At 61.4% G+C, this 24,952-nt stretch carries 16 protein-coding genes; 6 read left to right on the forward strand and 10 right to left on the reverse strand.

The window, feature by feature from the left end:
• Positions 1-550 precede the first annotated feature (550 nt).
• Together M1D97_RS05045 and M1D97_RS05050 are read right to left on the reverse strand one after the other, a co-directional pair.
• Positions 551-6,406: a DUF3320 domain-containing protein gene (locus tag M1D97_RS05045; protein ID WP_456269651.1), complete on the reverse strand. Its 5,856-nt coding sequence runs from the start codon at positions 6,404-6,406 to the stop codon at positions 551-553.
• 330 nt (positions 6,407-6,736) lie between these two features.
• The gene (locus tag M1D97_RS05050; RefSeq protein ID WP_456269652.1) at positions 6,737-6,982 is read right to left on the reverse strand and encodes a hypothetical protein; all 246 of its coding nucleotides are present in this window, start codon (positions 6,980-6,982) and stop codon (positions 6,737-6,739) included.
• Positions 6,983-7,036: 54 nt separating this feature from the next.
• Here M1D97_RS05050 and M1D97_RS05055 point away from each other — a divergent pair, with 54 nt between their 5' ends.
• The 4 genes from M1D97_RS05055 to M1D97_RS05070 all read left to right on the forward strand — a co-directional run bounded on the left by M1D97_RS05055 (position 7,037) and on the right by M1D97_RS05070 (position 9,625).
• A complete protein-coding gene (locus M1D97_RS05055; protein WP_456269653.1) occupies positions 7,037-7,201 on the forward strand; it encodes a hypothetical protein in 165 nt (54 codons plus the stop codon).
• A gap of 250 nt (positions 7,202-7,451) precedes the next feature.
• The gene (locus M1D97_RS05060) at positions 7,452-8,453 is read left to right on the forward strand and encodes a family 43 glycosylhydrolase (RefSeq protein WP_456269654.1); all 1,002 of its coding nucleotides are present in this window, start codon (positions 7,452-7,454) and stop codon (positions 8,451-8,453) included.
• A 168-nt stretch (positions 8,454-8,621) separates the two neighbouring features.
• Positions 8,622-9,239, forward strand: a complete 618-nt coding sequence (locus M1D97_RS05065; protein ID WP_456269655.1) for a virulence RhuM family protein — start codon at positions 8,622-8,624, stop codon at positions 9,237-9,239.
• 11 nt (positions 9,240-9,250) lie between these two features.
• Positions 9,251-9,625, forward strand: coding sequence for a type II toxin-antitoxin system death-on-curing family toxin (locus tag M1D97_RS05070; protein ID WP_456269656.1), 375 nt, complete (start codon positions 9,251-9,253; stop codon positions 9,623-9,625).
• A 40-nt stretch (positions 9,626-9,665) separates the two neighbouring features.
• Here the strand turns inward: M1D97_RS05070 and M1D97_RS05075 are convergent, their stop codons facing one another.
• Positions 9,666-11,174: a DUF2252 domain-containing protein gene (locus M1D97_RS05075; RefSeq protein WP_456269657.1), complete on the reverse strand. Its 1,509-nt coding sequence runs from the start codon at positions 11,172-11,174 to the stop codon at positions 9,666-9,668.
• Between the two features lie 214 nt (positions 11,175-11,388).
• Here M1D97_RS05075 and M1D97_RS05080 point away from each other — a divergent pair, with 214 nt between their 5' ends.
• Complete coding sequence (locus M1D97_RS05080; protein ID WP_456269658.1) at positions 11,389-13,074, forward strand: mechanosensitive ion channel family protein; 1,686 nt, start codon at positions 11,389-11,391, stop codon at positions 13,072-13,074.
• 131 nt (positions 13,075-13,205) lie between these two features.
• Here the strand turns inward: M1D97_RS05080 and M1D97_RS05085 are convergent, their stop codons facing one another.
• The 4 genes from M1D97_RS05085 to M1D97_RS05100 all read right to left on the reverse strand — a co-directional run bounded on the left by M1D97_RS05085 (position 13,206) and on the right by M1D97_RS05100 (position 17,535).
• The gene (locus M1D97_RS05085; protein ID WP_456269659.1) at positions 13,206-14,732 is read right to left on the reverse strand and encodes a PQQ-dependent sugar dehydrogenase; all 1,527 of its coding nucleotides are present in this window, start codon (positions 14,730-14,732) and stop codon (positions 13,206-13,208) included.
• Positions 14,729-15,202 carry a DUF2231 domain-containing protein gene (locus M1D97_RS05090; protein ID WP_456269660.1) on the reverse strand — a complete coding sequence of 158 codons (474 nt, stop codon included), beginning with the start codon at positions 15,200-15,202 and terminating at the stop codon, positions 14,729-14,731. The genes M1D97_RS05085 and M1D97_RS05090 overlap by 4 nt, the downstream gene beginning before the upstream one ends.
• 192 nt (positions 15,203-15,394) lie before the next feature.
• The gene (locus M1D97_RS05095; protein ID WP_456269661.1) at positions 15,395-16,783 is read right to left on the reverse strand and encodes an ATP-binding protein; all 1,389 of its coding nucleotides are present in this window, start codon (positions 16,781-16,783) and stop codon (positions 15,395-15,397) included.
• Positions 16,783-17,535 (reverse strand): response regulator, encoded by a 753-nt coding sequence (locus M1D97_RS05100; RefSeq protein WP_456269662.1) that lies wholly within the window; start codon positions 17,533-17,535, stop codon positions 16,783-16,785. Before M1D97_RS05100 ends, M1D97_RS05095 begins: the two co-directional genes overlap by 1 nt.
• Positions 17,536-17,659: 124 nt before the next feature.
• On the opposite strand from M1D97_RS05100, the gene M1D97_RS05105 reads away from it, so the two are divergent.
• Entirely contained in the window at positions 17,660-19,972 is a 2,313-nt protein-coding gene (locus tag M1D97_RS05105; protein WP_456269663.1) for a TonB-dependent siderophore receptor, read from the forward strand.
• Positions 19,973-20,095: 123 nt separating this feature from the next.
• Here the strand turns inward: M1D97_RS05105 and M1D97_RS05110 are convergent, their stop codons facing one another.
• The 3 genes from M1D97_RS05110 to M1D97_RS05120 form a co-directional block, all read right to left on the reverse strand.
• Positions 20,096-21,334: an MFS transporter gene (locus tag M1D97_RS05110; RefSeq protein ID WP_456269664.1), complete on the reverse strand. Its 1,239-nt coding sequence runs from the start codon at positions 21,332-21,334 to the stop codon at positions 20,096-20,098.
• A 202-nt stretch (positions 21,335-21,536) separates the two neighbouring features.
• Positions 21,537-23,465, reverse strand: coding sequence for an alpha/beta hydrolase domain-containing protein (locus M1D97_RS05115; RefSeq protein ID WP_456269665.1), 1,929 nt, complete (start codon positions 23,463-23,465; stop codon positions 21,537-21,539).
• Between the two features lie 78 nt (positions 23,466-23,543).
• Complete coding sequence (locus M1D97_RS05120) at positions 23,544-24,740, reverse strand: GGDEF domain-containing protein (RefSeq protein ID WP_456269666.1); 1,197 nt, start codon at positions 24,738-24,740, stop codon at positions 23,544-23,546.
• Positions 24,741-24,952 lie beyond the last annotated feature (212 nt).

Genomic DNA, 24,952 nt, shown 5'->3' on the forward strand with positions numbered 1-24,952 from the left:
AGCGGTGCTTGAGCCGTTTTCCCATATGGGCCCATCTCTTGATGGGCCTTTTTGATGGACCGCAGGCAGAAAGACGCCCGGGTCTTATTCCTGATAGCCCGATGGACGCGAGTCTTTCACAGGGGGTTGGCCTGCTGATCGGGCAGCGCCGCCGAATGCCGGGTCTGCGTCGCGAAGAGATCTTGGCGCTGGCGGGCGTCGGGGTTACAGGGAGTACGTGACTCCCGATCCGTCCGTACCCGGACGATCTGGAAGAGGTCTGCATGAGGCGGGCGCTGGTCGCCCATGCGGTCAAAATTGTGATTGTGGCCTCTTCTGGCAGATTTAATGATGCCTCGTCGTACATGAGCGGAGAACTGCGTCTGGCCAGCCCGTTCATCGTGGAAAAGCGCGGATAAGGCGCTGATCGATGCGTTACGGTTGTAGGGCCTGAATCAATGGACGCTGGGTGCCAAAACGCTTGGCCGGATGAGATTCGATATATTTGAGTGTAAAAGCCCGCCAATTGGCGGGCTCTTTATGTTGATGAAGCGGGAAGGTGCGTCAGCATTTATATAGGCGATGAATTTCTCCAGTTGATGCAACCTTCCAGATAAGCTCGATTTTCTGCTGAAAGTCTGGAGATACCGGCATAGCGAGCGAGATTTAGAACCTGATCATCGCTTTTCAGGAGTAAGGTTTCATGCCGGTCATAGAGTTCGGCGAGTTCGGTCCGGGAAATATCACGAATCGAGCGATTCAGACCTGATTGGAACGTTACTCTCCTTGAGTAGCTTCCTGCTGCCCAGAGGAAATCGACATCGCCTTCCTGATAGCGCTCGACGTGGCTCAGAGCGTTCGCAACCTGCTCGGAAATGCGCCGGCCGGTTCGTTGCCAGCCGTGCATTTCGGAGATGCGCTTGCTCAGCAGGCTCAATGGCATGGGTCCTTCACGATGGACAACATCGGCCACGAGAAGCTTTAGAGTCGGAAGGTAATCTCGTTGATAGAACCGTTCAGCATCTGGCACAAACCTCTCAGAGTCTGTAGTTGTTGGTCTCATGGAATAGTCCGATGAGATGACTCCTGTAGCCATGAGCCCCTCTTCTGTAGATGCCGCTTCTTTCCAGGTTGATTCAGGGACCTGTTTATCTACAGATGAGTTCGAGGAAGCACTGTTCTCCTGCGCGACATGTGTAGTGCAGTCAATCGCTTCGCCAGTTTCCTTTCGGGCCACCAACTCACGAGCAGTTTCTTCCGCGGCTCTTCTTTCACGGTCTGCTTCCAAATGCTCCGTAAGCGCTGTATGCATGCGATCAACGACCATATCGGGGTTACGAAACCAGTCGGTGGACCAGATTCGCAGGATGGTCCACCCAAGGTTTTCAAGAACCGCCTGTCGAATCTTGTCTCGATCCCGCGCTGTAGCAGAGCCGTGATACGTAGCGCCATCACACTCGATGCCCGCAAGGTAAACACCTGCATGATCAGGATGAACGACCCCAAGATCGATACGGAATCCCGAGACGCCAATCTGCGGACGGAGCTCCCAGCCTCTGGCCTCAATGGCATTTTTGATCGAGGCTTCGAAGACGTTCTCGACCGGCCCCAGAGACCCCTCATCCTGTGCTGGAAGGGCAATCGGCCCACGAGCAGCGAAATCGAGGAAGGCCTTTAGATGCTTTACGCCCGTGGCTCTGGTGCGGGCGAGGTCGATCTGCTCGGCCCGTATCGAGGTAAAGACGTGTAGCTCCTGTCGAGCACGGGTCACGGCGACATTCAGGCGCTTTTCGCCACCATCGCCATTGAGGGCACCGAAAGCCATTGAAAGCTTACCCGCGTGATCCGGTCCGAAAGTGATCGAGAACAGCATCACATCGCGTTCGTCGCCCTGAATGTTCTCAAGGTTTTTGACAATCACGGGTTCTTCCCGAGCATCCTCAAAAAACCATTCCAGTTCCGGGGCTCGTCGCCGCTCTTCATCGAGTAGATCAAGAATAAGTTCTTGCTGTTGAGCGTTGAAGGTAATAACGCCCAGTGTCAGACGCTCTTCTTCAGGGTGCGTCAGCCATTCCTGCAGCCGATGCACGGTCATGCGTACGATCGCGCGTGCTTCGGCTTCGTTGGTTCGCCCTTGTCCTCGGCCATAGATGCCGTCTACCTGATGCAGTTTGACTGCCTCTGATGCAGTGGTAGGAGAGGGAAAGGTTACCAGGCGGCCGCCGTAATAGTGCCAGTTTGAGAAAGCGATGAGTGACTCGTCCCGGCTGCGGTAATGCCAGTCAAGCTGTTGGGTCGGAATACCGGCCGAAGCCACTTCATCCAGGATGGAGGCCAGATCGCGTTCTGCTTCGGGCATTTTCTGATCAGGATCATCGCTGCGGCCAAAGAAGTTTGTGGGCGGCAGCTGTTTGGGGTCGCCGACGATAATTGCCTGACGCCCTCGCGCGATGGCCCCAATGGCATCCCAGGTAGTGATCTGGGAGGCCTCGTCAAAGATGACAACGTCAAAGGCGGCTTGCCCCGCAGGAAGATACTGTGCCACCGACAGGGGAGACATGAGCACACAGGGTGCCAGCTTGGTAAAACTATCCGGCATTTCCGAAATTAATGTCCGGATCGGCATGCTGGGTCGCTGAAGGCTTAGCTGATGTCGCAGCGTACCAAGTTCGGATCGCCGTGCCACGGCATCCTGTGCCGGCAGGCCATGTTGAATACGGCTCAGAACCTGGTTCGCCGCCATCTTGGTAGCGCGACTGTCGAGTTCCTGAAAACGTTTGATCGCGTCTTCGTGCGCCCAATGTGAAAAACCGCGTAACGATGCCCGGTCATCCATGGCAAGTGGCAGCCACCAGGCCGCGTAGGCTGCCATGAAGGCGGCTTCGACATCTTCGTCAACAAGCCCATCCTCGACTGCTTCAACAAGAGGGGTCAGGCCGGCAGCATTTGCTTGCAATCGCACATTGACCCAACGGGTCCAGTCGGAGAGGTAGTCCTTGTTGTCCAGAATATCCTTGAGATGATTGGCGAGCTCAGACAGTGAAAGTTGTTTGGGGTCCGATTGCGAGATCCGCGCAAAATCTCTGGCACGCTCTTCCCAGATTGATCTTTTTTGCAAAAAGAGTGTGATCGCGTTGCGTAGATCACCCGACGCGCGTTGTGTCAGGCTCTGCTTGGACGCCTCCCAGCGATTCTGATTCGAAACGGCCGGTACGAGGGTATTCAGCGTCGTCATCAGGCTGCTTGCCTGAGCGGTCCAGTCCATCAGTCGATCAGGATTTGTTTCCACGCCATCGACAACGGGGCATGCCAACAAAGCATTTTCCTTGATCTCGGCATGGATGCGTCTGGCATCGCTCATCGCGGCAATGTCCAGGTCAGGGTTTGCCTGACCACTCTCTGCATAGGTCTGCAGGAGCTTGCGGACCGAAGACTTCGCGAAGATGGAGAGCGGCCACATCTTCGTCTGGGCGAGACGCCAGTTCGCGTCCAGTTGATCAAGAGGAATCGTATCAAGCCGGTCCATCGGATAACGTGCTGTAGCGCGGCTTACGGCGTCGCTGTATTTACCAAGCAGTTCGCACAGGGTGTGTGCCTGATTTTGCATCTCCTTGAGATCGCACGATAAAGCCCAGCTTACGTCTTCGCCGTCCTCAGGTATTTTGGCAATTTTCAGCAAGGGGTTGAGCTGTTCCGTGGAGCCGGCGCCGTCCCAGCCCAGACCGGAATGACCCGCAAGTGCTTCGGCGGCATCGGACAGCTCGCGTGTTGCCAGAGCCAGTGCATTGGTCTGTTGGAGAAGTTCGGCTTGCCAGCTGAAGGACCAGTCATGTGCCCGGACAAGCGGTAATGGTTTGCGTCCCGTGACGATCTCATTGCACCGTCCCAAAGCTCCAGCCAGATGTCTCAAATGCGCATAACTTTCTACGTCATGAGCATCCTTGTTGGCGAAGGAAAGACTGAATGGCTGTACCTTGCCTGAGGTTTCCCCAATGGCCTGAAAAACGCTGAATCCTTGGGTTCCCCTTTCATGCAGTGCAGCGACGTAAGTGTTCAATTGATCCCGGGTGACAGAAAGCTCGTCGGTCACCTTTATCCACTCGGCTTCGGAGCCTTGCGTTGCACGCTCCCAGCTGCGTCCAAGTTGCGACAATATTGATTTGCGGTCAGCCTTGTTGGAGTGCAGTTCCAGTACTGCATCTCCTAATCCATGCGCGGCTAAACGACGATGAACTACTTCCAGCGCCGCTGATTTCTCGGCGACGAAGAGAACTGTTTTCTGGACTGCAAGGCATTGCGAAATAATATTCGCAATGGTTTGGCTCTTGCCTGTACCCGGCGGGCCGATCAATACGAAATCATGCCCTTCCTCGGCCGCCAGGACCGCTGCAAGCTGTGAAGAGTCAGCCGGTAGGGGAGTGAAGAGATTACGCGGCGCAATACGACGATCAACATCTGCAGCACCGGGGAGCCCTGGCTTTCCCTCGGCAAGGAAGGGTTCGGACGGATTATCGACCAGATGCTTTACAAGAGCGCTCTCACGTAAGCTATCGGTGCGCTCGACCAGATCCTTCCACATCAAAAACTTGGAAAAGGAAAAGGTAGAAAGTGCAACATCCTCGACGACTTCGAAACCTGCTATATCGCGCACTTTGCGCCGCATGACCTCGAAAATCCGCGGGAGATCAAAACCATTACCATCACGCGGCAATTCGCCTTCCAGCTCGGGCACCTTCAGATCAAAGTCTCTTTTGAGAAACTCCAAAAGAGTAGTGTTAAAACGAACATCATCTTCATGATTTTCAAGGATGAATTCTGATTGTGCAGACTGTCGGGAAATCTTTACGGGAACGAGAAGAAGTGGCGCACGATAACTTTGGGTGTCTCCTTCCGTTTTTTTCCAGCGCAAAAAACCGGCAGCCAGGAAAAGTGTGTTGGTGCCACCTTCCTGCATATCACTTTTAGCGCGCCGGTGTAGCTCCAGAAGCCGTAGCTCGGTTTCCTTGCGGGTCAGATTGACGGCGATCTGGCCCCTGGTGAAAGCATCCCTTGCAACTTCTTCCAAAAGCTTCGGTTCTTCCCTTTCCAGCAGATCCCGTTTTCCGAGCGGGTCTTCATCCTTCAGTGCAAGCGCACGGAATTTCTTGCCGTCTGCAAGCTGGTCCTCCAGCAATGACACATTCGGGCAAAAAAATGTCAGTGTCTGTTTGCTATCCTTGAAATTTAATAGCCGGTTGCGTAACGAGAGATCCAGCAGTTTTCGTTGCCAACGTGAAATCCGATCTGCGGGCGTCGCCGGTTCCTTTTCGATCAGCTCTTCGGGGAGTAGCCCCGGTGAAAGTGGTTTTGGAAGCGCTGCCGGACTTGCCGGTATATCCACTGACTGCGTCTCTGGTTCGGTACGATGACTGGCAAGAGGGCGTATCCGTGCCGCCCGGGCTCGGCGAATGTCCACGGCCATAAGAAAACTGTGTTCGTTACGCTCTGATGTAAGCTCACGCGCGTGCTCTGTGGCCTCTTCGAACCCGACACTGGGACGTTTTGTGAGCAGGGTGGTTTCCAGACTTACAAATTCTCGGGCGTCAAGCGCCTTGCGAACGGTCATGACGTCCGGTTCGCTTATGGTTCCAAAGTCCCTCTCGGTCAGCCATACCCCCGTCCAGGCGTGTCCTTCACAGAACAAAACGGCAGAGTTTAAACCCGCGGCCTCAAAACAGGCCGCCAGAAAGAGCGCACTGTCGAGGCAGGTTGCAAGGCCTTCGGAACGGATGCGCCCCGGATCACGAACTTTCTGTCCGTGCAGTTCGAAGCTGGCCGGGGGCACGGCATAGGTTAAGCCCATGCCTGTTGCAGCGGACCAGATGGCCCCTGCCAGCATCCACGATCGCGACGGATCTTTGGACTGGTACCCATCCATACTGCCGTTTTGCCCCGTCGCCTCAAGAAGCCGTCCCGCTTCCTTGAGTATTCCGGCAACGACTGTATCGTTGGGAGAGACGAAGGCCGCCAGGAGATGCGCCATCTCACCAACGCCGCCCCACTCATCGCGTGCAAGCATCTCGATCTGGCGGCTCTCGGATATCAGCTCGACATCGTCATGTCGGACCAAAATTGTTATCTCGCCCCTTTCAGCTTCGTTGAGGCCTCCCAGAAGAACCGTATCCAGAGGGGTTTCCAGATCATGTAGCTCTTGCCGCCCGCCTGATGGCAGTCGGTCCAGCTTCCATGTTTTGGGGCGTAACAGGCCCGGCTTACAAGTCAGCTCGACAGTGAGATTCTCCAGTGGCCTATCCGACTGGTTCTCCAAAACGAGTTTCTTGATCACTGAAACACCGTTTTGAGAAGACGCGAAATTTACTTTTTCCGCAGTGAGCAAAGTCAGCAAGAGCGACTTCTGGACATCCTCATCAACTGTCTTGAAAGGCATGTTTTAACCCTGATTACGTTTTAAATTAGTAGTTTTAGTCTTGCTGCTGTCGACGGCTGGAAAAGTAACGTTGCTGGCATTCCTGCAAAGAATTGCGACACGTTTGGCCATTCAAGAAGAACTTTTTAAACTGTTCCCTGGACCGGACCTGACGTTGCCTGAGGGTAAATGTTCAGACGCACGAACTTATGCCAGATATGATTTCGCTCTATCTCGAGGGCAAAATGTTATAATCGGCAGTTGTATAAGTAATATGTAGAACTCTGATAGAAAAAATTTCTGCCTTTTGAGCGCTGGAGCACAGCGAGTGAATTTTGGGACTTGATGTTGTTACTTGCGCTGTCCTCGACGGCCACCCCGGCGTGTTGCATCTGCTGGAGAAGCTGTCAGGCAGCGCCGCCGGTATCGCGTAGCGCTTCCTCTATCCAGAAATTTCTTGATACCTGCCCACGCCTCGACCTGCGCGGGCATGTCATCCATTGAGGTCACTTCAAACACGGTGCCCTGAAAAAGGGCCGGCGCGATGTCGGCATTACCGGTTTGATCGTCGCGAATGCCTAAACCATCGGGTGGCATGGCGGCTATCCTTGAGCAGAGTGTCTTTTTTCCGGGCCGTGTCGGGAGGCTGTCATGGCAACGCTGTTGGTCGACTGGCTGCAAAGCGTCGGGCTGATTCTGATCGTGATCGGGGTGGGCATGGTCGTGATGGGGCTGTATACCCGTACCTTTCGCGCCGCGCTGGTGGGCGTGGGGCTGCTGCTGGCGGCGGCCATTGTTCTGCTGATCGCGCCGTAGCAATACCCTCGAACCATCCAGGGCGGTGATGATGACCTGAGTCGTCGCGTGCGCGTCGACAGCAGGCGTTTCGCTTCAGGCTGCCCGCATCGATATCAGACCCCGCTAATACCTATGGCGCATTGAGCCGACACGCGGCATGGGCAACGCTTGAATCGCGATATTGCTATATCCAGCTTTGTTGAAAAAGCCCCGGGCCGGTCATGGCCGGTGCGTTCGCCTCAACCCACCCATCAGCAAGGAAGTGTTCATGAACCGATGGATACCCGCCGCGGCGTCGCTGCTGCTCGGCACCGGCCTTCTCTCCACCGTTCAGGCCGCCCAGGTCGAGGTGCATGATCCCGTCATGGCCCGCGAGGACGGCACTTATTACGTCTTCAGTACCGGCCCCGGCATCGATATCTATTCCTCCGACAACCTGACGCAGTGGCGCCACGCCGATCGCATCTTCAGCGGGGAACCGAGCGACCCGCCCTGGGCGACCTCGGTGGCGCCGGAGTTTGATGGCCATGTCTGGGCGCCGGACATCGTCGAGAACAACGGCCGCTACTATCTCTACTACTCGATATCGGCGTTTGGAAAAAATACCTCGGGCATCGGCGTGACCGTCAACGACACGCTCGACCCCGAAGCCGACAACTATCAATGGCAGGATCAGGGCCTGGTGCTGCAGTCCGAGCCGGGCCGCGACAACTGGAACGCCATCGACCCGGCGGTGATCGAGGATGACAACGGCACGCCCTGGATGAGCTTCGGCTCGTTCTGGGGCGGGCTGAAGCTGGTCCAGCTCGATGACAACATGACGGACCTGGCGCAGCCGGGGGAGATCATCGATCTCGCCACGCGGCCGGAGACCGAGGAGAACCCCATCGAGGCGCCCTTCATCTTCAAAAGGGATGACTATTACTACCTGTTTGCCTCATTCGGTTTCTGCTGTCGCGGTGCGGACAGCACCTACCGGCTGGTGGTCGGGCGCAGTGACCGCGTGCAGGGGCCCTATGTAGACAGGGAAGGGGTGTCGATGATGGAAGGCGGTGGCACCCTGGTACTGGACGGCACCGAGGCGTGGCCCGGTCTGGGACACAATAGTGTCTACACCTTCGACGATCAGGATTATATGGTGTTCCACGCCTACGAGGCCGCCGATGATGGCACCCAGAAGCTGCGCATTCTGGAAGTGGACTGGGACAACGGCTGGCCGGTGGTCGACCCCGCGGGGCTCGATGCCAATACCACCGAGCTGATCGAGTAACCCCTCAGCAGGGCAAAAAGCGGGGCGGCTGTTCATGCGCCGCCCTGTCATGATCTGTCCCTGCTCACCGAGACACCCGATCCAGCGGTGCAAGGAGATCGCGGACACGAGTCGCTCAATGGCGCGTGACAGGGTCACTCAACCGTGGCATTTCGGGACAGGGCCGATATGGGTGAATCACTGCAGATTCTGATTTATGACGATGCCGAAAAGGCGGTCGATGTCCGCCTGGATGAAGGTCGCGAGACGGTATGGCTGACGCAGCGGCAGATGGGCGAGCTCTTTGGCAAGGATGTTCGTACAGTCAATGAGCACGTTGGCAACGTCTATGACGAGGGCGAGCTGGACAGAGAGTCAACTATCCGGAATTTCCGGATAGTTCGCCAGGAGGGCTCTCGACAGGTGACGCGATCTATCGAGCACTACAATCTGGACGTAATTATTTCGGTGGGCTATCGCGTCAAGTCGCAGGCAGGAACGCGCTTTCGCCAGTGGGCCACGCGCATTCTCCGCGAGCATCTCACCCGGGGCTGGACGCTGCATCAGCAGCGTTTTGAGGCCAATGCCCGTGAGCTGGAAGCGGCCATGGCGCTGGTGCGCAAGGCGGCCAACAGTCCGGCGCTGGATCTGCCGGGTGGCCGCGGGCTGGTGGATATTGTCGCGCGCTACGCTCAGACCTTTTTGCTGCTGCAGCGCTACGATGAAGGGCTGTTGAGTGATCCCGAGGTGCAGGCCGGTGGCCGGCTGCCTTCACTGGAAACCGCCCGTCTGGCCTGGAGGATCTGAAAAGCGAGCTGATGGGTCGGGGCGAGGCCACCGCGCTGTTTGCCCGGGAACGAGAAGATGGGCTGGCCTCGCTGCTGGGCAATCTCGATCAGTCCGTTTTCGGCGAGCCGGCCTATCCGAGCATCGAGTCAAAGGCCGCGCATCTGCTCTACTTCGTGATCAAGAATCACCCGTTCGCCGACGGCAACAAGCGCAGCGCCGCCTTTTTGTTCGTCGACTTCCTGCACCGTAATGATCGCCTGCTGTCATCAACGGGTGATCCGGTCATCAATGATGTGGGTCTGGCCGCGCTGACCCTGCTGGTGGCAGAGTCCGCCCCCGCCAACAAGGAGACCATGATCCGGCTGGTCATGAACATGCTGGCGGGTAGCATGGCAGCGGCATGACTCGCTGGCAAAGGCCTGTTCTTTCAATCCGGCAGGCCGCTCACCGATACACCCGGTCCAGCTGCGTGAACGCCCCGCGCTCGTGATCCTCGCAAAACATTTCGTGATCGCGGCGCACGCGTTCGGCGGCTTCCTCGGCAAACGCCACCATGTCCTCGGTAAAGAGTTCTTCCGGGCCAATGGCCTCGACAATGGCCGGCTCGATATCGTAATCCACCCTGCCTGATTCATCGGAGAGGGCGTGTACGCCGGCGAGCACCTGCCCGCAGATGCGGGCGTACTGCCTCCAGTCGCTTTTGGACAGATCCTCCAGATCGATGCTGTCGCGAAACGGCGCTCGCTCGCGTGACATATAGCTGTGCCCGTCAAACTCGATGTGGCCGTAGAAGCGGTCGCCGCGGATGAGGTGCACCGCCTGAGCGTGGGTAATGCGTTCGGCGCGGCCGTCCATCTCGTGGCCGTTGTGCGGCACCAGCCCGGTCAGCGCCGAGCGTCGGGCCTGCTTGTATTCGATGATCAGGTCATCGGTGCCGTCACCCCCTGGGCCTTCGATCAGCACGTAGTAGCGATCCAGCCCCAGCGAGGCGGTGCCCTGGCCGCGGCGAATCGCGACGTCCTTGACGCGCATGGCGGTGCCGTCGGCGGCGATGGCACGCGGCGGCACCTCGATATCGTTGCTCCGGATCAAGCGGTCAGTGATCTGCTGAAACTCGTCACGGCGCGAGGAGACCGGCACCAGCTTGTTACTTGAGCGAAAGCGTCGGCCGGTCTCGTCGAGGTAGTCCTCCTTCAGCCAGTCGGCGCGCGCTTCCCGGGCGCTCTTGAACAGCTTGCGAATCAGCTTCGGGGCGTTGTCAAAGCGCATCTCCTCGTCCTGCTCGGTGGCCTCGCGGGCCAGACGCACGATGGCGTCGATATAGCCCTGCACGAAGTGGCGCACCACCTTGATCCGATGCTTGCGCTTGAGCTCGCCCTCGGTCTCGGCGGCGATCATGAAACCGACCGCGCCGCGTCTGATATCCCAGGTGAAGGGGGCGTAACAGGCCTCGTCGAAGTCGTTGACCGAGAAGATCGGCACGTTGTTGATGTTGGGCATCACGCCAAAGTTTTCGGGGTGCACATCGCCCAGCGCCAGCACGGTGGGCATCCAGCCATCATCGCCGGCCATGTCGCGGTAGAACAGCAGTGCCGTACCGCGAAAGAAGGAAAACAGCGAATCACGCAGCTGATCGAACTTGAGTGCAATTTCCTCGGTGCCATCGGCGATACGGGTCTGGTGGTCCTCGCGCAGCGTCTGGCGCACGTGCAGCCGCCGCTCCAGGCCGGTCAACACCCGCGGGCGCAGGATGAACTCGCCATCGGCCACGGCACTGGCCAGTCGGCGAAAGGTCTCCACCCGCGTCCCCACCGCCGGCTGTGCTGCTCCGGCAGCTTCGCGCTCGAGCGCTGCGGCAAGCTCGTCCTTGCTCATCGAGGAGCGCCCTTCAATGCCGAGCTGTTGCGCCCGTTCGTAAAGGGCCCGGCGTGTCTTTCCCGTCACATCGGTCATGTTCACCTCCTGAATATCGCGGTCGTGATGGCTGCCAGGGCATGGCGTGTCTTCAGCATGGCTGATCCGGGTGCGTCCTGCTCGACGCCAGTGCCGTTATTGATATGCCATGGCGCGCCGGCGGGCAAGTCGCGGTAAGCTGAGCGCTGCCCGGCGCGCAATGGCACCCGGCAGACACTATTCATGGATGGCTCATAACTCCGGTAATGCAGGCATGACGATAAAAGGGTGGCGGGTGTGGTGGGTGGCGCTGGCGGTGCTGCTGCTGTCAGGGCTGTGTCAGGCGCAGGAGAGCAGCAGCGACGAGGCGGGCTGGTACAACATCGATTCGCTCAACGTCGGGCTCGGGGGCGATCCGGAAAAGAAAAGCCTGCGCAGCCCGCGCGAAACGATGCGCCATTTCATGCGCCTCACCGAAGGCGGTGACTTCGAGGGCGCAGCGCACATTCTCAATCTGGGCGATCTGTCGCCCGAGGATCAGCGCGAGCGCGGCGCGGCGCTGGCGCAGCAGCTGGCCGAGGTGTTCCGGCGCGGCAAGTCGATCAATATTGCGAGGCTGTCGGCGCGTCCGGATGCCGTGATCGAGGATATCTCCGGCAAGGACCCGCGGGCGGGCAAGGCGCGCCGGGATATCGAACTGGCCTCCCTCGAGGCGGGGGAAGATGCCTACGATATCCGTCTGGGACGCTATCAGGTAGGTGATAACGAGCCGGTCTGGCTGATCACGCCGGAGAGCGTGGCCTCGATTCCGACGCTGTATGACCGCTACGGCCCGTCACGTTTCGAGACTTATATTCCCGAAACGTTAAAGCGCAATGTCGGGTTTTTGCGGCTGTGGGAGTGGATCGCCATTCCGCTGGTCGTGCTGGCGATCGCGCTGATCGGCAAGGCCGTGCACGCCCTGATGACGGTGCTGACGCGGCTTCTGCCGTCCGGCTCACCGAGCATCTTCATGGTCCAGATTCGAAGCCCGGTGGCGCTGATCGTCATGGCGCTGGTGATGCAGACCCTGATCGACTTCGTGGTCTCCTTTTCGGCGGTGGTGGCCACCACGCTGCGGGTCACGCTGACCATCGTCATGGCCTGGGGGATCGGCGTGATCGCGCTGCGGATGATAGATACCTTCATGCTGCACATGACCCGGCGCATGGCCGGTGAGATCGATGATTCCAAGCCCCGGGACGAGCGCAGGCTCCTGACCACGCTCTATGCGCTGCGCCGCGTCATCATCCTGATCATGGTGGTACTGGTGACGATCTACGTGCTCGGTCAGGTGCGCCTGTTCGAGACGCTGGGGCTGTCGATTCTGGCCTCGGCCAGCGTGCTGGCGGTACTGGTCGGCATCGCCGGGCAGGCGGTGCTGAGCAACATCCTGTCGTCGTTTCAGCTCTCGCTGGCCAAGCCTCTGCGCATTGGCGATCTGGTGATGTTCGAGGGGCAGTGGTGCTACGTCGAGAGCATTTTCTACACCTACATTCTGCTGCGGGTGTGGAATGAGCGGCGCCTGATCGTGCCGGTCACCTATTTCGCCTCCAAACCCTTCGAGAACCTGTCGGCCAAAAGCACCATGGAGTACCGCACCCTGGAGCTGGTGCTGCACCTCAACGCCGATGTGGCCTGCCTGCGCGAGAAGTTTCTCGAGTTTGCCCATGAGGAGGAACACGTCATCGAGCATCACAAGCTGCTGTGCAGCGTGACGGCCCAGAACGCCTCGGCCCAGACCCTCACCTTCTTTCTGATGACGGTGGACCCGCTCTCCGGCTGGTCGGCCGAGGTCAGCATCCGCGAAAAGCTCATGACGTTCATCCGCGACAACCATCCCGACTGGTGGCCACGGCAGGTGGTGGTGCTCAGCGAGCAGGATATCGCGCGGGGAGAGACGGTGGTGGCGCGCCCGTAACGGCGTTGCATCAGGGCGTCGGGCTGCCGGATCGAGGCGCATAAAAATACCCCGGGGGCGAACCCTCGGGGTATTTTGGGGTGCCATGGCTTTTAGTGCAGGGCGTTTAGTGCCATGACCGGCAACCTGGCTCAGGTCGCCGTGGTGGACGGCTCTTCCGGCGCGTCGTCCTGGTCATCGGTCGTGTCAGCCTCGTCGTCCGGCGCACTGGAAGGCGTATCAGGCGTCTCGGCACCGTCCGGGCTGGTCGCCGGATCACCCTCTGACACGGCGTCGCCGTTCGCAGTGGCGTCGTTGCCGTCGTTCACGGCGGCGTCATTGTCATCGTTTACGGCGTCGTCGTTTGCAGCAACGGGCTCGGGTGAACCGGCATCATCACGAGTGACGCGCCAGACGGCGTTGGTCAGGTCGTCAGCGACGATCACCGAGCCATCCGGGGCAACGGTCACGCCCACCGGGCGGCCGCGAGTGCGGCCATCGTCGGTGAGAAAGCCGGAGACGAAATCCTGCGGATCGCCGGCGGGCTCGCCGTTTTCAAACGGCACGAACACGACGTTGTAGCCCACCGGATCGGCGCGGTTCCAGCTGCCGTGCTGGCCGATGAAAACGCCGTCACTGTATTCACCCCCCACCTGTGGCGTCGAGAAGGCGATGCCCAGCGGCGCACGGTGAGAGCCCAGGCTGTAATCCGGTGCAATGGCCGATTCGACCTTCTCCGGATTTTCCGGCTTGACGCGCGGGTCAACGTGCTGACCCCAGTAGCTATAGGGCCAGCCGTAGAAGCCGCCTTCCTGCACCGTGGTCATGTAGTCCGGCACCAGATCCGGCCCCAGCTCGTCACGCTCGTTGACCACGGCCCAGAGCGTGTCGGTGTCCGGCTGGAAGGTCAGTGCGGTGGGGTTGCGCAGGCCGGTGGCGTAAGGACGATGGGCGCCGGTCTCGGCATCGATCTCCCACACCTCGGCGCGGTTGACCTCGGCCTCCATGCCACGCTCGGTGATATTGCTGTTGGAGCCGATACCGACGTAGAGATACTGCCCGTCGGGGCTGGCGGTCATCGCCTTGGTCCAGTGGTGATTGATCTCGGCGGGCAGCTGCGTGACCACCTCGGGCGGACCACTGGCCTCGGTCTGGCCCTCCTCGTAATCAAAGCGCACCAGCGCATCCTGATTGGCGACGAACAGGCCGTCGTCCGTCAGCGCCAGCCCGTAGGGCGCATTGAGGTTGTCGGCAAAGACCGACTGCTCGTAGCTGCCGTCGCCGTTGGGCTGTAAAAGTGTCAACCGGTCGCCGCTCTCCACCGAGGTGTTGCCCTGGTCCTTGATGACGCCGGCGATGAAGTCCTTGGGCTTGAGCCGGGGGGCGTTACCACCGCTGCCCTCGGCCACCAGGATATCGCCGTTGGGCAGCACCAGCGTCTGGCGTGGCACCTTCAAGTCGGTGGCGATCGCCGTAATCGAGTAGCCGTCGGGGACGGTGGGCTGCCGGTCACCCCATTCTGCCGGCTCGGGGACTGTCATGTCGGGCAGCAGCCCGCGATCCGGCTCCGGCAGGTCGGGGTTGGGGCCGTACTGCTGCTCGGCCGCCGAGGCATGGCTGCCGGCGGCCATCAGGGCAATCGCCAGCGGCGCGGTCAGGGTGCGTCTGGACAGTATCATTGTGATCTCCTCACGCCAGTAGTGTTAAAGCCGAGCCAGGTGGCGATCAGGGCTAGTACGGTCACGATGATCGACAGGATAAAGCCGGTGGGCATCATCGCCCAGGCATCCATGGCGTGCATCAGCGCGTTGATAAAGCCCAGTACGAAGCTCACCAGCAGCAGCACGACATAAATGAGGCCGCGGCGGCGATCGGCGGCGCCGAACAGCCCCAGAAGGCCGCAGACAAACGCCAGGCCGTTGCACACCAGCGCACCGGCGATCAGCCAGGAGGCGAAGGTGGCCCACTGGATCTCGTAGCTTGCCATATAGGCGTAGTCGCTCAGCGTAGCGCCAAGGAAAAGCACGAAGGTGCCGGCAAGCAGCACCCCGTGCAGCGGGTTCAGCCCGCGTCGATAGGTCGTTTCGGCAGCAGCGTTCACGGCAGACCCCCTGAGATCATTGAAGAAAAACATGCGCCTGAACGGCATGTTAGTGTCATGGCGCTCAGTTACAGCGTAGCCGGTTTATGGCCGCGTAAAGGAAGCACTTTCGACCTGGTTCGAACCTGAAGGCGTTCTGAATAAAAAGGAGCAGGCGGTGCACCACCCGTTGAATACCCGGCATCGCCGGTTGGTACGTTCCGCGCCGGGGCGTTTTTGTGCGCGTACGCCGAAGAAGCCTCAGGGACGGTCGGCGGGCAGGGTGATCACCACCTGCAGGCCGCCACCGTCGCGGTTGGTCAGGCTTAAACCGCCGTGATGCGCCATCACGATGCGGCGCACGATGCCAAGTCCCAGTCCATGGCCGGTGGCTCCGACGTCTGCCGGTGCGTCGGCGCGGGGCGTTGTGATGTTGGCGAGGTGTGCCTCATTGATGCCGGGCCCGTCATCCTGGAGGATCATCTCGATACGGTCGTTGCTCGTCTGCAGCGTCAGCCACGCACTGCCGGCGTAGCGCAGGGCATTGTCGATCAGGTTGTGCAGCACCCGGCGCAGGCTCGGCGCGTGGCCGGTGATCAGGGTGGCCGGAGCGCCGTTCCAGTGCACAGCGCTGCCGGTCTCGACAAACTCGTCCACCACCTCACTGACCAGTTCGGCCAGATCGAAGGGGACGTGGCCCGCCGGCGCTGCGTCATGCCGCGCCGATGCCAGCAGAGAGGCGATCAGCGTTTCCATCTGATCGATGTTGGCAATCAGCTTTTCCCGCTGCGTGGCGTCCGTCACGGTCTCGAGTCGCAGGCGCATGCGGGTCAGCGGCGTGCGCAGGTCATGGGAGACGGCCGAGAGCAGCCGGGTGCGCTCGTCCATGAGATCGATCAGCCGGCGCTGCATGAGATTGAACGTCTCGGCGGCCCGGCGCATCTCGGTGGTCCCCTCGATTTTCAGGGGCGGCTGGTGGATGTCACGACCCAGCGCCGAGGCGGCGCGTGCCAGTCGCCGCAGCGGCCGGGTACTCAGCCGCGCCACCAGCAGCGCCACGGCGATCAGCGCCAGCGCGCGCAGCAGATAGACGCGCAGAGCGTAGTCGCCCAGCACCTGCCAGGCAGGCCGACCGTTCCAGCCCCGCGCCTGCACGGCCTCGATGTGCAGCCACTGCCCGGATGAAAGACGCAGCTGAAAGTCGAAGTGTCCGACCACCCGGGAGAGGCCGAACAGGCCGGACCAGGTATCGGGTTGGCCGTTGTCGTCGCGGATCGCCACGTCAAGCAGCGACAGCTGCAGGGTCTCGCCTGCTTCACGACGCAGGGCATCCTGCAAAAGGCGCTCGACGTTCTCCTGGGCATCGTTCAGGGGCGGCGCCATGGGCAGGGGTGACGAGCGCTGCTCGACATGGAAGGTCTCGGAGGTCGGCAGTGGCCAAGACGGGTTCTCGTTGAGTCGTTGAATGACCTCCACGGTGCGAAAGATCACCAGACGCGCCGGCGCTTCCAGCACCTGGCTGTAGCGCACGTCATACCAGATACTGCTGGAGAGCAGCTGGATCGACAGGCCGCTGATCACCAGAATCAGGCTCAGCCGGGCGAACAGCGAATCGGGCCACAGTCGGCGATACCATCGGCGGGCGCGCATCAGTAATCGGCAGCGGGCAGTTCGAGCAGATACCCCTCATTGCGGATGGTGCGAATCAGTCGGGGGCGGCGGGCGTTGTCCTCCAGCATGTGGCGCAGCCGGCTGATGCAGACATCGATCGAGCGATCATCCGGGTAGTACTCGCGCCCGAAGGCGCCGCGGCTCAGCGCATTGCGGCTGACGATCCGGTTGGGCACCTCGCTGAGCGCCTTGAGCACCATGAAATCGGAGCGGGTCAGATCGACAACACGGCCCTGCGGGGAGGTCAGCCGCCGGGTCTGCAGGTTCAGGTGCCAGCCGGCGAAACGGCGCTCGCGCTCCCCGGCGACGGTGTCGGCCGGGCATGCGCGGGGCGGTGTCCGGCGGCGCAGCACGGCACGGATACGGGCCAGCAGCTCGCGCGGATCGAAGGGCTTGCACAGATAGTCGTCCGCGCCGGTCTCGAGCCCGATGATGCGCTCGGCGCAGGCGCCGCGGGCGCTGATCATGATCACCGGCAGATCGTTTTGATGACGCAGGCTGCGGCACAGGCTCAGACCATCCTCGCCCGGCAGCATCAGATCAAGAATCACCAGATCGACGCTGGCATCCAGTCGATCCCACATCTCGCGCCCGCCGGCGGCGGCCCGGGTGCGATAGCCCATGCCGGCGAGATAGTCGGTGATCAGCTCCCGGATCTCGTCGTCGTCATCCACCACCAGCACCAGCGGGCATTCATGGTGCTGTTCGGCATCCGCGGCCGGGTCTGTCACGTCTCCAATACAATCCATTACATCTGCCTCACAGAGCCAAAGGTTCTCGGCCGGAAGCGCCAATATAATCGTGGCCCCCAGAATGGTAAATGCTAATCATTATTATTTTCACAAAGGGTCATTCATGAACAATCGCGCTTCACAGGCAGCCGGGAACGCCCTCGAAAGGAGAGGGGCGCCGCTCGCCGGGGCCATTGCCGCCACGCTGGGCGGCTGCATGCTCAGCACGGCGGTCCATGCGCAGCCGCCTGCCGACACCACCCGGGACGCGGCGGAAGTGCAGCTGGCGCCCATGACCATCGAGGCGGCGAGCTATCAAAACGGTTTTGCCAGCAGCTATACGGTGCCCGAGACCCGCAGCGCCACCGGGCTGAATCTCCTGCCCCGGGAGACGCCGCAGTCGGTCACCAGCATCACGCGCCAGCAGATGGACGACCAGCGGGTGGTCAACCTCGAGGACGCGCTGGCACTGACCCCCGGCGTGACCGCCAACAAGACGGAAGTCGGCGTGCGCACCTCTTTCAGGGCGCGCGGCTACGACATCAACAACTGGCGGGTAGACGGCCTGCAGTTTCCCGGCGGGTCGGGCTTTGGCGGCGGCGGTAACGCCCTGAGCATGGACATGTACGAGCGCGTCGATATCGTGCGCGGTGCCAACGGCCTGCTGGGCGGCACGGGCGATCCGTCGGCGACGGTCGACATGGTCCGCAAGCGCCCGCAGAAGGCGTTCGGCGGCAGCGCCTACGTCTCCTATGGCCGCTGGGACAAGTCGCGTGTCGGGGCGGATCTCAACCTGCCGCTGACCGAAGACGGCAGCATCCGCTCGCGCTTGGTGGTCACCCAGCAGGAGGGCGACGCCTTCCGCGATAACGAAACCCATCGCAACCGCGCGGCGCTGGCCAGCTTCGAGTTCGATGCCAGCGACGACACCACCTTCGGTCTCGGCTATCAGTATGAGTATCAAAGGACCCGCGGCGCCGGGTGGGGCGCCAACGTGCCGATCTGGTTTGCCGACGGCGAGAAGACCGACCTGTCGCGCAGCACCAATGTGGCCCCGCACTGGAGCTACGCCCAGTCAAGGACCAACACCGCGTTTGCCTCACTGACACACTCGTTCAACCGCGACTGGCAGCTTGATGTCAGACTCGCCCAGAGCGACATCGATGCCATCAACCACCTGGCGGTGGCCAAGGTCAATCGTAATTCGGCGCGGGAATATGTCGGCTACTGGAATCAGGACGGCAGCGGCGCGATCCTCAACGGCCTGCATCAGGTCAACGACACCCGCCAGCGCGCCGCCCGGCTTGATCTGAGTGGCCGATACGATCTGTTCGGACGCCAGCACGACGTGATGTTCGGCTACAGCGAAAGCCGCACGCGTGAACGCACGCCCGAAAACAGCTGCGTCATGTCCAGCAGCACCACCGCCGTTGAATCCGCCAACTGCATGTTCCGCACCGATGGTCTGGCCATCACCGACTGGCGCGACGGTGTGGACGGTGACTTCAACATGGAGAACTCGAAAACCGGTCGCACCAGCGTCGACAAGACGCGGCTGCGCGGTGTGTATGCCGCCACGCGCTTGAATGTCACCGAGCCGCTGGCGGTGATCCTGGGCGGGCGGGCCAGCTACTACAAGACCGAAAGCCGCGATTATGATGGCGATCGATCCAGCCGCCAGCAGGAAAACGGCGTTTTTACGCCCTATGCCGGCCTGGTGTATGACCTGTCGAACAACTACTCGCTCTATGCCAGCTACACCAGCATCTTCACCCCGCAGACCAATGAGACCAGCAGCGGTGACCGGGTCAAGCCGCTCGAGGGCGACAGTTATGAAGCCGGCATCAAGGGCGAATGGTTTGACGGTCAGTTAAATGCCTCCGCGGCCGTGTTCCGCACCCGGCAGGAAAACGCCGCCGTGCTGGATGGCGCCAACCTCACGCCGAGCGGTGATCAGGCCTACAGGGCGGGGACCGGCAATGAAACCGAAGGGGTGGATTTGGAAATCGCGGGGGCCATTACGCCCAACTGGAACGTCTACGGCGGCTATACCTATCTGCATTTTCGTCGTGTGGACTCCGACGGCCGCAGCGACCCGTCGCATCTGTTCAAGCTCTCCACGACCTACCAGCCGGCCGGCATGCTGGACCGCTGGACCTTCGGCGGTGGCGTCCGCGCCCAGAGCCACATTGATGCGGTCTCCAGTCCTGCCGGGCGTCCCACCAACGGCGTCAGCACCGGGTCCACTCGCGCCAGGTGGCCGGGCTATGCCATCTGGAACGCCATGGCGTCCTACGACATCACCGACAACACCCATGTAACGCTCAATCTCGATAACCTGTTCGACAAGAATTATTACGAGCGTTACGGCTTCTACGCCGGCTCGATCTACGGTCAGCCGCGCAGCGTCACGGCGACACTGAGCACCTCGTTCTAACGCTCAAGCGTTCAGGCAGTCCCTGTCATCATGCCGGCCCGGGCCATCCCGGGCCGGCATGATGTTGTTGAAGCGTGTTAACAACACTGACAGCAGTGCCTGTCGGCCAGGCGTGTTTACCGGTCAGGCGTGTTTGCCGGCGTCGGTCGTGGTTCGACGACGTTCGGCGGCCCTGGCCCGCAGCGCGACCACGGCAGCGGCGAGCCCGGCGGCGCCGGCCACCAGCATCGCCCAGCGTGGGCCGGCGTGGTCGGCAATCGTCCCCACGATCGGTGCGCCGATCGGTGTGCCGCCCATGGTCACCGCGGTGCGCAGCGCCATGACGCGCCCGCGCATGGCCGGTGTGGTGGTGAGCTGCATGGTGGCGTTGGAAGCGGTCATGAAGGTCAGCGCCGACAGCCCGGTCAGCATCAGGGCGATGGCAAAAAGCCATACGCTGGGGGCGAACGCAGCGAGCGTGCAGAACACGCCGAACGACAGCGACGACACCAGCAACAGCCCCATGCGCGGCTGCTCGCGCCGGGCGGCCAGCAACGAACCGGTGACCGAGCCCACCGCCAGGCAGGTGGTCAGCAGTCCGTACTGGTTGGAGTCGCCATCGAAGACACTGACCGACATGGTCGAGATAAAGACCGGGAAGTTGAACCCGAAGGTGCCGATCAAAAAGAGCATGAACAGCAGCGCGCTCAGATCGGGGCGGCCCCTGACGTAGCGAAACCCCTCGGTCAGTCCGCCCGGGCCCCGGGTGGCCCGCTCGCCGACCACCAGCTCGTTGACGCGCAGCAGACACAGCGCGCCCAGCACGCCGGCAAAGGAGAGAGCGTTGATGATAAAGAGCCAGCCGGTGCCTGCGGCGGCAATCAGCAGGCCGGCCACCGCCGGGCCCACCATGCGCGCGGCGTTGAACGAGGTGGAGTTGAGCGCCACTGCGTTGGCCAGCAGCTTTTCGCCAACCAGGTCGTTGACGAATACCTGCCGCGCCGGGGCATCGAAGGCCGTCACGCAGCCCAGCGCCAGCGCAAAGCAGTAGACCTGCCACAGCGTCACCACGCCGGTGAGCGTCAATATCCCCAGGCTCAGCGCCAGCAGGCCCTGCAGCGCCTGGGAAAGCATGATCAGGCGGCGGCGGTCGAAATAGTCCACGGCAAAACCGGACAGCGGCAGCAGCAGAAGCTGCGGACCGAACTGCAGTGCCATGGTGATGCCTACGGCGCTGGCGTCATGCGCCGTCAGCACGGTCAGCACCAGCCAGTCCTGGGCGATGCGCTGCATCCAGGTGCCGACATTGGACACCAGCGCGCCACCAAACCAGAGCCGGTAGTTGTAGACGCTCAGCGAGCGGAAAAGACGACGGTCACGCATGGGGCATCATGCGCGCGACATCAGGGAACATCGTATCAGGGCGGTCGATCATGAAAGGGCTGTCAGCGTCCGTGCGAAAACAAGGAAGTGCCGGCGCAGCGCCCACTGACGGTGTCAGGTGAGCGCTGGCAGAAATATCAGTGTAGCGGGTTTTCAAGGATGGGCACGACCTCAGCGGGGCGGTTGGCCCGCCGACGGGTCGTTATTCTGGCGGAAATCCTGTCGGAAGGGCCGGTGCTGCCTTCATGACGACCTCCATGTCTTCCGGCAGCATCAGGCGGGCCTCGACCAGTCGATCGGCGGCACGTCGCAGGGCATGCTGGTAAGCATCTTCATCGGCGTAGCGCTCGGCCAGCGACGCCCGGCTGTCAGCGTCTGAAGGCGTGGTCGGAAAGGACAGATAGCTGCCATCAAGACTGCACAGATCGCCGGCGCCGAAGCCCTGCGCGCGCAGGTTCCAGCCCAGGTAGGTGCCCAGCGGCGCTGCCACGTAGGGCGCCCGGATGCCGCCCTGGGCAATGCCGTCGGCATCCGCGCGGGGGACCCGGACGGGGTAGGCCGCACCGGCAGTGGGCGGTGTGGTGTCGTGGTTCATGACGCGCAGCCCGTTGATGGCCGGTGACGGCACGGCGCCGTTGATGCGCGGCAGGGTCAGCGCCGCCGGGGCCACCAGGGTGTCGTCTTCCAGCCCCGGGTAGGCGCTGGCCGGCGGCTCGGTGCCATCGCGCACCCAGGCCTGCATGTTGCGGGTCAGCACACGCATGATCGGCGCCGGACTCAGCGGGTTGGTGGGGTACTGACACATTGTCTTGTGTTCGGCGGTGGTGCCCCAGGCGTTCAGATGCGGCAGCCCGGCCAGAAAATAGAGGCGCACGTTGTCGGGCATCTCGAGCGGGGCGCCATCCGGCGCGGTGGACACCAGCGATGCCCGGCCCTGCCAGAACTCGGTGGACGTATTGCTGTGCATCAGCCGCGGACAGGTGTTCGACGCCGTGCAGGCCGCCAGAAGACTGTCGGTGCGCCCGGTCAGGGGATCGGTGGTGTCGGTATAGGTAAAGGGGAACTGATCGCCCGGGAAATCGTGATCCTCGTGCTGGCGGGAAAAGCGCCCGGGCTGGGCAAACAGGGCATTGGTGAAGGTCTTGCGCGAACCGGCGATATGCGCCATGGCGCCATCGAAGACGCGCTCGCCCTGTTCATCGGCGTTAAAGCCCTGATAAACGAGATCGCGCAGAAAGCGACCCGACTGTGAAATGCCCAGCCCGATGGTGCGATCGATGTCCTGCGTCGGTGGGGCCACATCATGGCCCGGGCGGCCGCGCAGAAACGACACCAGATCACTCGTGGCCACAAACGCGAGCCCGGCGGGCATGGCGCCCCTCGCCGGATAAATGAATTCGTAAATGGCCCCGGCATCAAACCCTTCAGGTCGGGTAATCTCGACGGTCTGCTCATCGATATAGCGAAACGACAGGCCCTGCGGCGTTGCCCGCGGCGCCTGCGGTGTCGGGCGCACCGTCAGGGTGGCCGCCTCTCGGTCCCGATCGGCGGCCGGGTAGCTCAGCGTTTCGCGGCTGACGGTGGCGCTGTCATCAAAGATGAACTCGTCACGCGAGCGCCCCGTCACGCCGTCGAGCACGGGGAGGTCCATGGTCAGCAGGTCATCGCTCAGGCCGGTCTGCCAGCCGCCCCACACCAGGGTATGGCCCTGGCGCATCAAAAAGCCATCGCCCGGGTCTTCCACGCTGAAGCGATCACTGATGGTGGCACGATTCAACAGGGCAAAACTCAGGTTGCGGCCCCGGTTGGGGATCTCGTAAAACAGCGTTCCCGAGCCCTGGCCGTCGGGCTGCAGCATGACGACATCGGCGCTGAACGTGACCTCGCCGTGGGCATTGACCGGGGCCCTGTCGATGCCCGCAATGTGGGCGACGCGCTCGCTGTCCGGGTCGACGGCAAAGTGCGCGACCCCCTCGACACGTTGATAGGCACCGGCGTCGCCGAAGCGGCGCCCCTCGTACAGGGGCGATGTGGACACGACATCGAAGCCCGTGACCCGGGCATTGGCCGATATGGGCAGTAACATGAGCGACACGGCGAGCGTGCCCAGGGGCAGGGAGAGACGTTTCATCAGGCTACTCTGATCAAAAGCGCCCAAGCATGCATGATGGCCGCGACATGCGCCATTCCCTTTTGGGCAAGGCCGGCATCAGGACAGCGGCGTCCGGCTGTCGATCTTTTCGGACACCGAGTGGTCAACGGGGGCGGGGCGGTCACACGATCGAGACACCACCCGATTGCGGCCGCCGGCTTTCGCCTGATACAGCGCGTCATCGGCACATTTCAACAGGCAGTCAGCGTCGAGCGCGTCAATGTCGGGCCTCATGACATCGATGCTCGCCACGCCCACGCTGATGGTGACCCGTGTCGGGCTCTTCGACGACATCCCGGGCAATACCAGGGCCGCCACGGCCTCGCGCAGCCGTTCGCCGACCAGTCGTGCCCCGGCGGCATCGGTATCCGGCAGGACAACGGCAAACTCTTCGCCACCGTAGCGAACCAGCAGATCGGAACGCCTTGTGATGACGTGCCTGGATGCCCTGGCTACCTGCTGCAGACAGCGGTCGCCGCCGTCGTGACCGTAGCGGTCGTTGAAACGCTTGAAGTGATCGACATCGAACATGATCACCGACAGCGCCTGCCGGTGGCGGGTCAGCCGCGCCCACTCATGTTCGAGCGCCACCTCGAGTGCCCGTCGATTGGCCAGGCCCGTCAATGGATCGGTGCTGCTGAGCATTTCCAGATACCGGTTGCTCAGCCTCAGTTCCCCCTCGGCATGATCGATCTGCTGGCGAAAGAGATACAGTGCGATACCTGAAAGCGTCAGCGCTCCTGCCACGCTGAAGGTATACATTGCATCGACCCACGGCGACGGTACCGGGGTAATAGCGGTGGCGGCAGTAAACAAAAAGCGCGTGACCACATACTGGACGCCAAGGGAGACCATGATGGCGGCGTAGACCCGTCTGCCGGGACGCTTGTAGAGAAAGGCCGATATGGAGGCAAGGGTGAAATAGTACAGATTCACCCCGGCTTCGGTACCGATAAACCAGGTCACGACAAACAGCTGACTGCTGCCGTTAACCAGCAATACTGCACTGGCCGGGTTATACCACCGCTTGTGATTCAGCGGCAGCACCGATAAATACCCCGCGATAAACAGCAGGTTGGCGATGAAAACGCCCCGGTACATCGAAAAATCGTAACAATAATAAAAAAGCTGATAGGGAAGGGTCACGGCGGTGCCAAACAGCCCCAGCTGGTTGCACAGGGCGATCTGGCGGCGCACCCCGCGTGGGTGGCCTGATGTGCCGGGCGACCAGAGTTTCTTGAGCGTGGCGATCATCAACGTGTCTTGTACAGCCTGTCAGTAGTACGCCATGAGGAGTGATGCATGCCGTCCCGGGCGATGCCCGTGAACACCGGTTCTGACAGGCATCGATGGCGGCCTTTCCATTATGGAAGGGGTTTCCGGGATTAGGAAATTGCATCGTTCGGGGTTAATTCCCGGCGGGTGTTCGATCGGGGCGTCGACAACCTGCTACTGTCGCCTCGTCC

It is taken from the genome of Kushneria sp. AK178 (assembly GCF_053903105.1).

Excerpts from the sequence above, each read along its gene's own strand:
- M1D97_RS05045 (WP_456269651.1), bottom strand. The coding sequence starts at position 6,406 with ATGCCTTTCAAGACAGTTGATGAGGATGTCCAGAAGTCGCTCTTGCTG.
- M1D97_RS05050 (WP_456269652.1), bottom strand. The coding sequence starts at position 6,982 with ATGCCACCCGATGGTTTAGGCATTCGCGACGATCAAACCGGTAATGCC.
- M1D97_RS05055 (WP_456269653.1), top strand. The coding sequence starts at position 7,037 with ATGGCAACGCTGTTGGTCGACTGGCTGCAAAGCGTCGGGCTGATTCTG.
- M1D97_RS05060 (WP_456269654.1), top strand. The coding sequence starts at position 7,452 with ATGAACCGATGGATACCCGCCGCGGCGTCGCTGCTGCTCGGCACCGGC.
- M1D97_RS05065 (WP_456269655.1), top strand. The coding sequence starts at position 8,622 with ATGGGTGAATCACTGCAGATTCTGATTTATGACGATGCCGAAAAGGCG.
- M1D97_RS05070 (WP_456269656.1), top strand. The coding sequence starts at position 9,251 with ATGGGTCGGGGCGAGGCCACCGCGCTGTTTGCCCGGGAACGAGAAGAT.
- M1D97_RS05075 (WP_456269657.1), bottom strand. The coding sequence starts at position 11,174 with ATGACCGATGTGACGGGAAAGACACGCCGGGCCCTTTACGAACGGGCG.
- M1D97_RS05080 (WP_456269658.1), top strand. The coding sequence starts at position 11,389 with ATGACGATAAAAGGGTGGCGGGTGTGGTGGGTGGCGCTGGCGGTGCTG.
- M1D97_RS05085 (WP_456269659.1), bottom strand. The coding sequence starts at position 14,732 with ATGATACTGTCCAGACGCACCCTGACCGCGCCGCTGGCGATTGCCCTG.
- M1D97_RS05090 (WP_456269660.1), bottom strand. The coding sequence starts at position 15,202 with ATGCCGTTCAGGCGCATGTTTTTCTTCAATGATCTCAGGGGGTCTGCC.
- M1D97_RS05095 (WP_456269661.1), bottom strand. The coding sequence starts at position 16,783 with ATGCGCGCCCGCCGATGGTATCGCCGACTGTGGCCCGATTCGCTGTTC.
- M1D97_RS05105 (WP_456269663.1), top strand. The coding sequence starts at position 17,660 with ATGAACAATCGCGCTTCACAGGCAGCCGGGAACGCCCTCGAAAGGAGA.
- M1D97_RS05110 (WP_456269664.1), bottom strand. The coding sequence starts at position 21,334 with ATGCGTGACCGTCGTCTTTTCCGCTCGCTGAGCGTCTACAACTACCGG.
- M1D97_RS05115 (WP_456269665.1), bottom strand. The coding sequence starts at position 23,465 with ATGAAACGTCTCTCCCTGCCCCTGGGCACGCTCGCCGTGTCGCTCATG.
- M1D97_RS05120 (WP_456269666.1), bottom strand. The coding sequence starts at position 24,740 with ATGATCGCCACGCTCAAGAAACTCTGGTCGCCCGGCACATCAGGCCAC.